The sequence below is a fragment of the Burkholderia stabilis genome (assembly GCF_001742165.1).
GTDB lineage: Bacteria > Pseudomonadota > Gammaproteobacteria > Burkholderiales > Burkholderiaceae > Burkholderia > Burkholderia stabilis.
Genome location: NZ_CP016442.1, coordinates 3,347,581 through 3,360,954 on the forward strand (window position 1 = coordinate 3,347,581; position 13,374 = coordinate 3,360,954).

The 13,374-nt window shown below is 62.6% G+C and carries 13 protein-coding genes and 1 pseudogene; 7 read left to right on the forward strand and 7 right to left on the reverse strand.

What is annotated here, in order from left to right:
- Nucleotide 1: 1 nt before the first annotated feature.
- The 3 genes and pseudogenes from BBJ41_RS15580 to BBJ41_RS40440 all read right to left on the reverse strand — a co-directional run.
- Nucleotides 2-982, reverse strand: coding sequence for a hypothetical protein (locus BBJ41_RS15580; RefSeq protein WP_069747145.1), 981 nt, complete (start codon nt 980-982; stop codon nt 2-4).
- Complete coding sequence (locus tag BBJ41_RS15585; RefSeq protein WP_069747146.1) at nt 975-3,662, reverse strand: type VI secretion system Vgr family protein; 2,688 nt, start codon at nt 3,660-3,662, stop codon at nt 975-977. The genes BBJ41_RS15580 and BBJ41_RS15585 overlap by 8 nt, the downstream gene beginning before the upstream one ends.
- A 113-nt stretch (nt 3,663-3,775) precedes the next feature.
- A pseudogene (locus BBJ41_RS40440) lies at nt 3,776-3,880 on the reverse strand (cyclic pyranopterin monophosphate synthase MoaC); the annotation flags it as partial.
- A gap of 370 nt (nt 3,881-4,250) precedes the next feature.
- Here BBJ41_RS40440 and BBJ41_RS15590 point away from each other — a divergent pair.
- The 6 genes from BBJ41_RS15590 to BBJ41_RS40450 all read left to right on the forward strand — a co-directional run bounded on the left by BBJ41_RS15590 (nt 4,251) and on the right by BBJ41_RS40450 (nt 8,888).
- On the forward strand, nt 4,251-5,180 hold the full coding sequence (locus BBJ41_RS15590; protein ID WP_236872032.1) for an AbiTii domain-containing protein: 930 nt from the start codon (nt 4,251-4,253) through the stop codon (nt 5,178-5,180).
- 73 nt (nt 5,181-5,253) lie between these two features.
- Nucleotides 5,254-5,490, forward strand: a complete 237-nt coding sequence (locus tag BBJ41_RS40445) for a hypothetical protein (protein WP_156814794.1) — start codon at nt 5,254-5,256, stop codon at nt 5,488-5,490.
- Between the two features lie 38 nt (nt 5,491-5,528).
- Complete coding sequence (locus BBJ41_RS15600) at nt 5,529-6,080, forward strand: hypothetical protein (RefSeq protein WP_236872033.1); 552 nt, start codon at nt 5,529-5,531, stop codon at nt 6,078-6,080.
- A gap of 268 nt (nt 6,081-6,348) precedes the next feature.
- Nucleotides 6,349-7,275 carry a restriction endonuclease gene (locus tag BBJ41_RS15605; protein ID WP_069747149.1) on the forward strand — a complete coding sequence of 309 codons (927 nt, stop codon included), beginning with the start codon at nt 6,349-6,351 and terminating at the stop codon, nt 7,273-7,275.
- Between the two features lie 26 nt (nt 7,276-7,301).
- Nucleotides 7,302-8,000, forward strand: coding sequence for a hypothetical protein (locus BBJ41_RS15610; protein WP_069747150.1), 699 nt, complete (start codon nt 7,302-7,304; stop codon nt 7,998-8,000).
- Nucleotides 8,001-8,135: 135 nt separating this feature from the next.
- Nucleotides 8,136-8,888 (forward strand): HNH endonuclease, encoded by a 753-nt coding sequence (locus tag BBJ41_RS40450; RefSeq protein ID WP_156814795.1) that lies wholly within the window; start codon nt 8,136-8,138, stop codon nt 8,886-8,888.
- Nucleotides 8,889-8,927: 39 nt separating this feature from the next.
- Here the strand turns inward: BBJ41_RS40450 and BBJ41_RS39160 are convergent, their stop codons facing one another.
- Nucleotides 8,928-9,209, reverse strand: coding sequence for a hypothetical protein (locus BBJ41_RS39160; RefSeq protein ID WP_175972565.1), 282 nt, complete (start codon nt 9,207-9,209; stop codon nt 8,928-8,930).
- A 139-nt stretch (nt 9,210-9,348) separates the two neighbouring features.
- Nucleotides 9,349-9,828, reverse strand: coding sequence for a cyclic pyranopterin monophosphate synthase MoaC (moaC, locus tag BBJ41_RS15615; RefSeq protein ID WP_069747151.1), 480 nt, complete (start codon nt 9,826-9,828; stop codon nt 9,349-9,351).
- A gap of 179 nt (nt 9,829-10,007) precedes the next feature.
- On the opposite strand from moaC, the gene BBJ41_RS15620 reads away from it, so the two are divergent.
- The gene (locus BBJ41_RS15620) at nt 10,008-11,702 is read left to right on the forward strand and encodes a M48 family metalloprotease (RefSeq protein WP_069747152.1); all 1,695 of its coding nucleotides are present in this window, start codon (nt 10,008-10,010) and stop codon (nt 11,700-11,702) included.
- Between the two features lie 39 nt (nt 11,703-11,741).
- Here the strand turns inward: BBJ41_RS15620 and BBJ41_RS15625 are convergent, their stop codons facing one another.
- Entirely contained in the window at nt 11,742-12,338 is a 597-nt protein-coding gene (locus BBJ41_RS15625) for a DUF2946 family protein (RefSeq protein WP_069747153.1), read from the reverse strand.
- Nucleotides 12,331-13,368, reverse strand: coding sequence for a hydrolase (locus BBJ41_RS15630; RefSeq protein ID WP_069747732.1), 1,038 nt, complete (start codon nt 13,366-13,368; stop codon nt 12,331-12,333). Before BBJ41_RS15630 ends, BBJ41_RS15625 begins: the two co-directional genes overlap by 8 nt.
- Between the last annotated feature and the right edge of the window lie 6 nt (nt 13,369-13,374).

Below are 13,374 nucleotides of genomic sequence, written 5' to 3' on the forward strand. Positions count from 1 at the left end.
GTCACTTTTTCAGCAAACGTTCGAGCGCGCGGTTAACTTCGTCGGCCGCATCCGAGCCCCACTCGCGGGCCTTGTCGGCGGCGTCCGAGCCCCACTCACGGGCCTTGTCGGCCGCATCCGAGCCCCACTCACGGGCCTTGTCGACGGCGTCCTGGCTCCATTCGCGCGCTTTTGCCTTGGCGACGGGAATGCCCGCGTCGATTGCCTGTTTGCGCGTGCGCCCGTCGGCCCATTCCTCGATGTTCGGCCGCCTGCCGATCTTGACGAGGTCCGAGACCGGCAGGCCGGCCAGCCCTCCATCCAGATACGCCAATGGGTGAGTGACAAAGGCGAAGGTCTTGAACGTATCTCCGTCCTTGTCCAGTTCCAGTTCGTATCGCTTCACCTGCATCGCGAGCTTGCCGTTTCCCGGTTTCGCGCTTTTGATTGCGATCTTGTTTCCCTGCATGTTCTGATACAGCCCGATCTCGATGTATTTCTGAAGCCACCACCGCGCGCTATCCAGCCATTTCTTTCCTTTTATCGTGAGGGTGGGATAGAGATTGGTGCCGTAATCCGAGCAATAGTAGTAGCCGTAACTCACATAGTAATCGGGTGGTTTATGCCCGCACCCGATATGGCGCATCATGAAATTGCCGTGGCGGGACCAGTCCGAATTGATGCTTTTCGGTTTGAGCAGATCCTCCCGCCGATGCAGCAGTTCATGAACGACTTTCTTGTCTTTCCACGGATCCCATGACGTTGCGAATTTCTTGACGGTCTCCCATGCGCTCGACACGCTGACCTTCCGGACTGTTTCCCAGTACTCACCGTGAAGCGGAAGGTAGTAGAACGGGCAAGTGCCAATGATGGAATCCGCCGCCGGCGTCACCTGTTTGTCGCAGATGCTGATCTGCACCTTCGGCCGATCCTTGTACCCCGTCGGCGTCAGCATCCCCGAACCGGTGCCGAGCAAGTTGTTGTCCTGTTGTCCGTCAGCCATTCGATTTCCCTAGAAACTTGACCACGACGTCATGCGGCACGTGGCTCTGCGTGAGCCCCGTCTCTCCCGCCGCGTTGGTGACGCCTTCCGAAAGCAGCTTGCCGTTCGAGAACATCTGGTACCGCGTGTTCGCGACCGGAATGTCGGTGCCGGCCCAGTGCGCGATGAACGCCTGATCGTAGTTGCCGCCCGAGTTCGGCAGCGTCGGCATGGCTTGCGACAGGTGCGTCGGCCCGCTGAACGCGTGCTGCGCCCCCTTGATGTCGATCTTGCCGGGCGCGTGCACTTCGATGTTGCCGTCCGCGATGCGGATGTAGGCGCCGCCGGACGTCAGCAGGATTTCCTTTGCCGCCGCGCCTTCGATCGACTCGGTGACGGCCATCAGCTTCAGCGCCTTCTGCGCGGTCAGCTCGATGTTGTCCGCGTGCGCCTGGACTTCGACCTTGCCCTTGCCGGCGAACAGTTTGATCCCCGCGTTCTGCGCGAACAGGCTGATCCGGTCGAGGACGCTCGCGATCAGCGATTTCCCCGCGGCGACGTGCGTGCTTTGCCCGCTGACGAGGTTGATGTGCTGGTCCGCTGCAAGCTGTGCGGACTGCTGCGTGGACATCCCGATGCCGGCCGGGCTGCCGAACAGCATCACGGGCTGCTTGAACGCGTTGGCGCTGCCGGTTCCGCCGCCCGCGGTGCGCCCGCCGGATGCGCTGCCGCTCACGCTGTTCTGCGTCGCGTCGGTGAACTGCTTCAGCGCCGTGTGGCCGGGGTCGAGCGATTCGCCCTGATGCTGCGCGCTGACGTCCGACATGGCCTCCATCAGCCCTTCCGCGCGAACGAGCTGCTGTTGCGTTTCCTGCACGTCGAGCGGCTGGCTCGCCGGCGGTTTCGGATACGTCGTGACGTACAGGCCGCGATTCGCGCGCACGGCGCCGTATGCGTCCGAACGCAGGTCGAAGCCGCTGCCGAGATAGCTGCCGCGGTTGTTGCCCGTGTGGTCGATCAGGTAGCCGAGGTGCAGGTGCGCGTTGGTCTGGCTGCTGTACAGGTGCACGCGGTTCTGCGCCGTCGCGTCGTCGAGCACCAGCTGGTTGTAGCCGGCGCCCGCGTATTCCTTCGACCGGTAGCCGGACAGGATCCCGTTGGTGTGCCACTGCGGGCTCGTCGCGCCGTTGTACAGCTTGCCGACGATGATCGGGCGGTCGCAGTCGCCGCCGACGAAATCGACCAGCACCTCCTCGCCGCTGCGGTGCGGGTGAACGGCGCCGTAGCCGTTACCCGAATCCGACGCCACGGCGCGCAGCCAGCACGATGCTTTCTCGTCGCCGTCGTTGAGGCGGTCCCAATGGAAGCGGACCTTGACCCGGTTCAGTTCGTCGGTGTGGACTTCCTCGCCTTGCGGCGCGACGACGATCGCCGATTGCAGGTGCATCGGCGGTTTCGCATGCTCGAGCGGGCTGCGGAACGGTACGGTCGTGCGCTGTGCTTCGACGCTGATCCGGAAAAAGCCCTCGCTGCCGTCGGCATGGCGAACTTGCGACGCGTCGGCGCCGCCGGCCTGCACGATGCGGCCGACCTCGGCCTGCAGGCTGTGCGGCAGGGCGGTCTGCTCGCCGGCGACGGGCAGGTTGTTGACGATGATCCAGGCCGTCTCGATCACGACGAATTCGCGCTGGCCGGCATCGTCCTTGTCGTGTTCGGGGTGATCCGCGAGCGCGAACGTGCGGCCCGCATCCATGCGCCGCACGCCGCCGACGCCGTGAAAGCGCTTCGCGTGCGACTCCTGTTCCTCCATCCAGATCTTCGACAGATGGTCGCCGCGGGACTGCTCGGGGTACGTGTAGGCGCCCGTGTATTCGTAGACTTCGAGCTGCTGCGGCAGGTCGCCCTGGTTCGCGATCGTCGGCGTATGGGTTGCTTTCGGATTGGACGCGGTGGGCGGCTGCTTGTAGTCGAACGTGCGGGTGGTGCGCTCGACGCTTCGCAGCGTGCGCGTGCCGGAGAACTGGGTGAGCGTGTCGGCTTCGTCGCACGTGCCCGCGTGATGGAAGCGCACGGTTCGCGGCGACAGCGTGGGCAATGCATCGATGCGGTCGACGATGACGAGCCGGTGCGACTTGCCGTCCTTGTCCTGCTCCCAGAACCCGTACAGGCCTTCCGATTCCATCAGGCGATGCACGAAATTCCAGTCGTCCTCGTATTGCATGCAGAACGAGCGCGGCGGCAGCGGCTGGTAGAGCTTGAACGTGAAGCGGCCCTTGGCTTGCGGATGCTGGTTCAGCACGTCGGCGATGATGTCGTCGGCCGAGCGGTCCTGCCAGATGCGCTGATCGCGGCGGAACCGGAGGAAGTGCAGGAACGACGCGAAAACGATCTGGTAGTGCGTGACGCCGCTGTCCGACCCGAGCCGGCGGGCCGCGTGCACGTAACCGTGGTGCGGCGCGTACGTCTGGTCGGCCTGCAGGATCCACAGCGTCACCGGCTGCGCGATCAGTTTCTTGAGTTCGAGGTTGTCGGATACCGACACGGTATCGACGATGAACTCGAAATGGCGCCCGAGCCGCGATCGTCCCTTGACGCGCTGCGGCAGCAGGACGTCCGGGCCGAGCGGCGTATCCAGTTTGACCAGCCGTTCGTGCTGAACCGGTCCGGCCAGCAGTGCGCTTCTTAACTCTTGCGAATTCATTACCAGTGCTCGCTTTTTTGTGCTGGTTCGCACGCTCTCTCGTGCGGAATTCGGTAATTGTATGAGATTACGGGTTGTATCTCGAATTTGCCGGCCGGCGGCGGCTTAGACGCTCAACCCGGCGCGTCTTCCGCCTTCCAGTCGCCCGACTTGCCGCCGCGCTTTTCCCGCACACTCACGTCGGTGATCACCATCCCGCGATCGACGGCCTTGCACATGTGTGGATACGGCTTGTGGCCTTGGGTGACGACCTTTTGAATCAATGACTTACTGCGTTCGATCCATTCGATCTTGTCCCACTCGGTTGATGAAGTGGGACAGCAGCGGGACGGATTTGGGACAACAATCGCGACCGCACTGTGCCGCAAGTTTACGCGATTGAACCGGTCGGACGGAAGTACATGTCGCGGCACGATGTGGCATCTCTGATGCGATCCTGCGTCGAATTCTGGAGTATGCGCCGACGCGTGGCGACGTGCTGCACCGGCATTACACGAGTCTCGATGCCCGAGATGTCGCAGGGCCGCTCGAACAGATTCAGGTGACTTTACTCTCGTCAGTTATCTCCTTCACGTAGAATTGACCATCATGTTCGGACGTAAGGTCGAGATGCAACTGCTAAAGGACATCGTGACGTTGTTGAGCGACAAGGACGGTTCGCTGACGGACGCGCTTCTGAAGATGAAGGTTCTGCTGCACCGGATCGGACACAAGGAACTTGCCGATTGGGTTAACGACGAGCTGAACGGATACGGCGACGGCAAGCCGGTACCCGCCTATCGCGTTGTTGGCGCACGATTGTTGGGAAACGTTCAGAACAGCGCGTGGCAGTTTTCCAAGCACGGACTACCAACCACGCATTTGCCGGACGACGTGCGCAAGAGTCTGTTGGAAGCCTCGTTGCGTGAATCGGTGGGTGTGCTCGAACAATTCGCGGCGAAGCCAGACACCAGTCTGTCGATCCCCATCCCACCAGAATTCAACAGTTTGCTTGGCAAGGCGATCCAAAATGCGTGGGTCACGAGTGCTTGGACGCAGATTGAAGCGACCCAAATTTTAAGTGTTCTGATCGAGATTCGGTCGCGCTTGTTGGATTTCGTGCTGAATGTGCAAGATCAACTTGGTGACGTGGCAGACGACAATATGAAGGAAGCGGCGAAAGGCATCGATGCTGCCGGGATGTTCGCATCAGCGGTGTTCGGTGACAACGCGACGGTCGTGATCGGGAATAGTAACGAAACCACGATTACGAACACCGTGACCAAGGGCGACTTCGCCGCACTGGCGAAAGCCTTCAAGGACACCGGCGTCGCCGAAGGGGATGTGGACGAACTGAAGGCCGCTGTAGACGATGACGATCCGAAGGCCGTAGCCGAAACGAAGCAATTCGGTCCGAAAGTGAAGGCTTGGATGGGGAAGATGTCCGAGAAGGCAATCAGCGGCGCGTGGAGTATCGGGATTGCTGCCGGTGGGAAGTTGCTGGCCGATGCCCTTGGGGGCTATTACGGCATCAAGTGACGATGGTCGTCAACGAAGTGCCGAACATAGTCAGATGACGCTTGCTCGTTGGCTTTCTTGACAGGAGATACCGATGACCCCGGAAGAAAAACGCGCCGAAGAACAAGCCGCTCTTGAGCGTGAGCGTCAGGCATTTGAACGGCGGCAGAAAGCCTTCATCAGTGTCACTAGGCAGTTTCTCCCACACGGATCGGGAAATCCGTCCGCCGACGACCTGAACGAACTAGATGCAGCAGATGCTGAATGGCGCGCGGCTGATGCGGAGATGCAGCGCATCGGCGAAGAGATTCGGACAGGCAAACGACGGTAGAGCGACCAGCGGTGATAGATCAGATACAGTCCGAACTATTGGACACCATCAACGACGTTGACGCGTTCCGTATCTTGGTTGCGGACCTACACGATGATCTGGTGGGTAAGGTCGCGCGGTTCCGGCAGCTTGCGGACCTTTCTGTTGCGCTCGGTTCATTGGGGACATTGATGCCGGGTGGCGAGACGGCTTCTGCCGCGTGGACGGAAGCACGGTCTAGCTTTGTTCACGGCAACTACGTTGCGACTGTATTGCTGTGTCAAGGTCTCGCCGAACATATGCTTGCCGCATACCTTACCATCGGCCTCGATGCAGAAGAGTTACCGGACCGCGTGTCATTCAACGACACATTGAAGCGATGCGTGTCGCGTGATGTCATCACCGTGCAGGATGCTGATGATCTGCGTCGTCTCATGAATCTGCGCAACCCGCTGACGCACTACCGTTCAATCGATGATCCCTCGAATCTCTCTCGACGTGTCTTGAACAGTATGATTCCGGCAGAGACTCACTTACTTACCGATGCCACCTTCGCGATGAGTATGGCGATTCGGTTGCTGGCGCTACCGGCGTTCCGATTGGGTGACTAGTATTCCAGCCAACGGTGAGATTGGCCCGTGGCGTTGCCATCACTTACGGTGTCAGTGCTATGGTCGATGTCCCGCACCCTTGGACATGCATCGAAGCGCGGTGATGTGTGACACCGGCATTACATCAGCCTTGATGCCCGCGATCTTGCAGGGCCGTTGGAAGGGATTGAGGCGGCGTTGCTGACGTGTGCTTCGTGATTTCGTCAGGTGTCGAGGGATTGGCCGAAAGGCATAATGTCTACGATGCCACCCTGATTCGATTGCCACGATGAAGAAGTCACGCCGCGCAAAACCTGAACAGCCGGGCATCGCCTTCGAGAAGGTGGTTGCCGCGATTCAGTCGCAGATCGATCCGCAAGCTACCGTGACGCACAGCGAATTTCTGATCGACCGTCTCGGCCAAAGACGGCAGTTTGATGTGGTCGTGCGGGGAACGTTCGCTGGTCAACGGATGTTGGGAGTCATCGAGTGCAAGGATTTGGGCGGCAAGGTCGGAACGCCGGACGTTGACGCGTTCGTCACGAAGGCGCACGACATCAAGGCCAACTTCAAGGTACTGGTATCGCGTCGCGGTTTCACCAAACCGGCGCTGGCGAAATGTGCGCATTATGGCGTGCAGGCGCTTTCGTTGCTGGACAACGATCCTGCAAACAGGAATTTCTTTATCGGCACGCGGTGGGAAGCAGACGTTATCCGATGGGGACGGCTCTCGTTATCGCTCCATTTTGTCAATGAACCAGCACAACCTGTCCACTTCGACGCGGGAAATGTCATCATTGCTGGGAAGAGGGTGATCGACTGGTTCACGAACTATCTTCTCGATAACACAGCGGAAGTCTCAGGCTTCGGATGGGTAGTGAACTTCCGGGGAGTGTTCGACAAACCACAGACAGTCGCGGTGCGTGCTGGCGAAGAATATCAATGTTCCGCGATCTCGTTTGCGGCGGAGCGGGTTTGCCAACAGCTTGAACGATACGTTGGCATTAGCGGAACCGGCTTCTATAGCTGGCTTGAACAAAAGGCTACGTTTCCGCCCGGTACGCAAATTCTGATGGATGCTGTCCCTATGGATTTCGCGCAATGGCAACCGCGTGGTGGTGAGCAAAGGCCAACGACCGGATTCTTGGAAGTTAAACTGGAAGTCCATTCCATGTTTGATCGGGTTCCTGACGCGATTCAACTGGATGCGCTGTAGGCCGCGTAAACTACCAAGATCAAGTTATGCAGACGGGCACGGTTGGACGCTTCTTTTGGCACTGGCTTCGATATGCAATTCGAGATGCCGTTGCGCAAGCATTCGGATGGCCGACGCTGCTGAGTGCGGCCGTTCTTGGCTACATACTGCCGAAGGTCGGAATTGGTGATATCCCCAATCAAATTGCGAACAATCTTGCTATCGCGGCTGTCAGTTGGGCCATCGGGTTTGTTGTATACCTGTTCGCAGCTTTTCTGAAGGCTTATTGGCGCATCGCTCCCCTCAACATGCTGATCACGGACGACGTGCGGTCGCCTGACTTTGCTTTCAACGAGGAGTGTCGGGGCTATAGCGTGGCGACTATCGTGCAGAACAGGTCCGACGTGCATTTGAGCTGCAACGCGTATGTCATGAACGCGCCGCAGCACGATGGCTCGACCGGTCCGCGCTTTGTCGAAAAATTTGACCTGCCGCCGAAGTCGAAGAAGACGGTGTTCGTTGCATACTGGTTTTCGCGTGAACCGCCCCACGCCGACGACAAAGACATCAGATTGAGTGGTCCGACCGGATCAGGCTTTGGCGGCAATATGTGCTGGGTCTCGGGGACGGCAGCAAGGCTTCATGTTCGAATTCATCCTCAAGATGGGGAAAGCAAGGATATTTACTGTCGAGTATGGATCGACACGGCTACCCGTCAATTAAGAGCGCAACAGTTGCCGGAGTGATGCTGTGCAACCGTTAGGGCATAGCGCCATGCTTCGGTTTCGCACGTCTGTGACAATGCCTTTGGGGACTCTTGCCGTATCAACCTAACGGTGTCCTGACACAAGCGTCCGCTGTCTCTTCACGGATCTACAGCCATGCCTCTCTCTCCACATCAGATTTCAGCAATGTACGAAGCCGCGAAGCGTGTCTACTCGGACGGCCAGAAGCCTGCACGGGCACTCGACGGACTCGAAGCTGACGGCGTACCAAGGGCAGTAGCCTCCGCTTGCATTCGGAACTACCAGCACATGCGGCGTGGTGAACGCTATCGACGGACGCTCACGGGGGCGACGGCGGAATATTTGCTGGATCGCATTCATCAAGAATTCGGGCACGCTGGACTGAAACTGGCGCTGCAATCGCTGTGGACGCACATCGAATATCTAGAGCCAGTTCGGCGGTCCGTATGCCGTCAAGAGCGAACGCTTCATGAGCGGTTCTCAGCACGATTATCGGTCACCGCGGCGCCGATCTATCCAGATGAAGTATCTCCGCATGACTTCGAGAACCGTAAGTTCATCGAAGGCGCGACGCGACAAGTGCTTGTCAGTCAGTACGAGCGTGATTCGCGTGCACGGTCGGCCTGCATACAGCATTGGGGTGCGGTGTGTTATGTATGCAGGTTCGATTTTCAGAAAATATATGGCGACATGGGGCGTGGATTCATTCACGTACATCACCTTAAAGACATTGCTAGCATTGGCATTGAATATGAGGTTGATCCTCATGCCGATCTTCGACCTGTATGCCCGAATTGCCATGCAATGCTACATACACAACGCCCAGCCATTGACATTGATGAGTTGAAAGCAATGCTGGCCGCAAGGCGCAGCCGTTCCAATCGTTGAATTCCGACTATTGCTAGAACGTCAAACATTCGTCGGGGGCTAGGTGCGGTTTGCGGGTGAATACGCGACAACGAAGTCGCCCGCTTCGATTTCATTCATGAAGCGCCATACGTCCTTGATGAAGCGGCTGATGATGTCTTCGAGGATGTTTGCTTTGGCCTTGCTACGGCTGACGAAGTTTCCGCGATCCATCTCAATTTCGACGGATCGCGCCCATCGCTCCGCATCTGCGCGAGTGCTGAAGGTGTTTGCTTCGTCGGCGGCTCCTCTACGCTGAACACGTACTTGCCATTTCCCGTCTCGCTGGCGAATTGAGGCCATTCCAGTCTCCTGTGGGACAGGAGTAGGACAAGACCGATTTTTCGTATGCTCGCAGTCAGGTTCGAGGCGATTTCGTCAGACGACGCCGCCGCCGGGTGGGTGGATACGGCACGAAAGGAAGAGCTTATAAAACAATCCCTTACTCTTCCGCCTTCCAGTCGCCCGACTTGCCGCCGCGCTTTTCCCGCACGCTCACGTCGGTGATCACCATCCCGCGATCGACGGCCTTGCACATGTCGTAGACGGTCAGCAGCCCGACCTGCACGGCGGTCAGCGCTTCCATCTCGACGCCGGTCCGGCCGAACGTCTCGACCTGCACGACGCAGTGGACGCCCGGCAGCGCGTCGTCGAGTTCGAAGTCGACGGCTACGCGCGTCAGCGCGAGCGGATGGCACAGCGGAATGAGGTCGGCCGTGCGCTTGGCGCCTTGGATGGCCGCGATGCGCGCAACGCCGAGCACGTCGCCTTTCTTGGCCTTGCCGTCGCGGATCAGCGCGAACGTGGCCGGCAGCATCCGGATCGTGCCGCGCGCGATCGCGATGCGCTGGGTTTCCTGCTTGCCGCCGACGTCGACCATGTGCGCATGGCCGGCGGCGTCGAAATGGGTGAGTCCTGACATGTCATGCTCCGTCTCAACGGGCGCCTATCATAGCAGCGGCGTTCGCGCTGCCGGGGGCGCAGATGACGCATGCGCGGCACGAGACAGTCGCGATGGCGCCGGTACAATGACCCGAATATTCAGACCAAACGCCGCGATGCGCGCCCGGCGCGCGGGACGGCGTCGTTTTTCATCCTGCCATGCGTGTCAAACAGTTGCTTGCCGTATCGCTGTCGGCGGCGCTCGCGTTGCCGCCGAGCGGCCATGCGCAGAGCGCGTCCGCACCACCGCTCGAGCCGGCGGGCGGTGCCGCCGCGTCGATTTCCACCGTGCCGTCCGGCATCGCGACCGGCGTGTTCGGCACGTACGGCGGCGCGGAGAGCCGGTTTGCGGGCACGGACGGCGCGTCGGCGCCGGCCGCGAGCCTGCGCGCGCCGCTTCGCGCGCTCGAGTTGCCCGACCTCGGCGACGGCTCCGGCGGGTCGCTCACGCCGCGGGCCGAGCGCCGGCTCGGCGAGCGCGTGATGCGCGAAGTGCGGCGTGACCCCGACTATCTCGACGACTGGCTCGTGCGCGACTACCTGAACGCGATGGCTGCGCGGCTCGCCACCTCGGCGGCCGCGCGTTTCATCGGCGGCTACACGCCGGATTTCGACCTGTTCCCGGTGCGCGACCCGCAGATCAATGCGTTCTCGATGCCGGGCGGCTTCATCGGGATCAACAGCGGGCTCGTCGTCACGACGCAGACGGAGTCGGAGCTCGCGTCGGTGGTCGGCCACGAGATGGGCCACGTGCTGCAGCGGCACATCGCGCGGATGATCGGCGCGAACGAAAAGACCGGCTACACGGCGCTCGCGACGATGCTGCTCGGCGTGCTGGCCGGCGTGCTCGCGCGAAGCGGCGATCTCGGCAGCGCGATCGCGGTGGGCGGGCAGGCGTACGCGGTGGACAACCAGCTGCGCTTCTCGCGTTCGGCCGAGCGCGAGGCCGATCGTGTCGGCTTCCAGCTGCTCGCGGGCGCGGGCTACGACCCGTACGGGATGCCGGGTTTCTTCGAGCGGCTCGAACGCGCGTCGATGGGCGACGCGGGCGTGCCGGCCTATGCGCGCACGCACCCGCTGACCGGCGAGCGGATCGCGGACATGGAAGATCGCGCGCGCCGCGCGCCGTACCGGCAGCCGCGCCAGTCGGCCGAATACGGGTTCGTGCGCGCGCGGCTGCGCATCCTGCAGAACCGTGCGCCGACCGACATCGCGGCCGAAGCGCGGCGGATGCAGTTCGAGATCGACGACCGCACGGCGCCGAACGTCGCGGCGAACTGGTATGGCATCGCGCTCGCGAACGGGCTGCTCGGCGAATACGACGCGGCCGGCAAGGCGCTTGCGTCGGCGCGCACGGCGTTCGATGTGCGCGAGCGGCGCGAGGACGATCCGGCGACGAGTTCGCCGAGCCTCGACGTGCTGGCTGCCGACCTCGCGCGCCGCGCGGGCCGGACCGACGACGCGGTGCGGCTCGCGGCGCTCGCGCAGCGGCGCTGGCCGGCGTCGCACGCGGCGATCGTCGCGCACCTGCAGGCGCTGATCGCCGCGCGCCGTTTCGCCGAAGCGCAGGCGCTCGCCCGCGCGCAGGCGAAGGCCGATCCCGAGCAACCCGACTGGTGGGACTACCTTGCGAAGGCGAGCGACGGCAAGGGCGACGTGCCCGCGCGGCGCCGCGCGCTTGCGGAGAAGCTCGCGCTCGACGGCGCGTGGCCGTCGGCGATCCGCCAGCTGAAGGAAGCGCGCGACGCGAAGGACGTGTCGTTCTACGACCAGTCGATCATCGGCGCGCGGCTGCTGGAATTCGAGGCGCGCTACAAGGAAGAGCGCGAAGACGAGAAGAACGGCCGCGGGTAGCGGCCGTCGCGCGTGGACCGCGGGCGGGGCGGTTGCGTATCAGGTGCCGCTGTCGGCCGCGTCGCGCGCTCGTTGTGCCTGCCGCGCCGGGCTTGCGACGTAGCCGAACCGGGCGGGCACGTCCGCGCAGACGATGCTGCCGAGCGGCAGCGTGCGCCCGTCGCGCCAGCGCAGCACGGGCGGCGTGGCGTCGAAGTCCGCATGATCGGCGAACAGCCCGAGATCGTGGTCGTGCAGCGCCGCGATGCGCGGCGGTGCGCCGGCATCGCGAAACAGCACGCCGCCGGCATCGTCGAGCCACGCTTCATCCGGTTCGAACGGCGCGCCGGTCTGGTCGGTGAGCGCGAGCTGCCCGTCGCGCTCGGCGAGCCGGACGACCCACGGCGTATAGGCGAGCTCGACGTACACGCGCTGCGGCCCGTTCTGGAAAAACCACTGGCCCTGCGCGTCGCATTCGTAGTTGCGGCCGATGAACGCGTTCAGCGCCGCATGCCGGATCGGCGAGCCGAGCTCGCCGGCCGCCTGCGCCGCGTCGTCGCGCAGCCGCCACTCACCGCGCCGGTCGAGCAGCAACCAGCCGGTGCAGTGCGGCACGTTCGGCCATTTGGAGAGTGCCTGCCTGACGATGTCATCCATGGTCGACGAATTTCGAGCAATAGCCGAACACCCGCGCCGACAGCCAGTCGAGACGGCCGGGGAACGGCCCGGTCATGAATCCCGCGTGCCCGCCGGCCGCCGGCTGGTCGAGCTCGACGGCCGGCGACACGTCGGCCGGGCCCGGCAGCGCCGATTCGGGCAGGAACGGGTCGTTGCGGGCGTTGAGGATCAGCGTCGGCACGTCGATCGCGGGCAGCAGCGGCCGCGTCGTCGCCTTCGTCCAGTAATCGTCCGCGTCCGCGAAACCGTGCAGCGGCGCGGTCACGATTTCGTCGAAGTCGCGCATCGTCACGGCTTGCAGCATCGCGTCGCGGTCGAACAGCCCCGGATACTGGTCGAGCTTCGCGAGCGCCTTGCGCTTGAGCGTCTTCAGGAAGCTGCGCGTGTAGACCATCGCGAAGCCTTGCGACAGCGCGCGGCCGCCCGCGTGCACGTCGAGCGGCGTCGAGATCGCGGCGGCGGCCCGCAGGATCGACGTGTCGCTGCGATGCTCGCCGAGCCAGCGCAGCAGCACGTTGCCGCCGAGCGACACGCCCGCCGCGACCAGCGGCCCGCGATGCTGCGCGGCGAGCCGGCGCAGGATCCAGTCGACTTCGGCGCTGTCGGCGAGGTGATAGAAGCGCGGCTGGCGGTTGATCTCGCCGCTGCAACTGCGAAAGTGCGGCACGACGGCGTGCCAGCCCTTCGCGCGCGCGGCGGCCATCATCTCGAGCGCGTAGTGCGAGCCGGAGCTGCCTTCGAGGCCGTGGAACAGCACGAACAGCGGCGCATCGGGCGGCGGCGCGGCGCTGTCGAGATGGGCGACCCAGTCGAGATCGATGAAGTCGTGATCGGGGGTTTCCCATCGCTCTCGCCGGTAGGCGACGGTCGGTCGTCGCGCGAACAGCGCGGGCACGATGGTTTGCGCATGGCTGTTCGGCAGCCAGCGTGGTGCGCGATAGCGCAGTGTGTCGTCGTCCGGGGCCGGGGCCCCGGCGAGCGGCGAGGTGGGCGGAGAAGCCGTACTCATGATCGC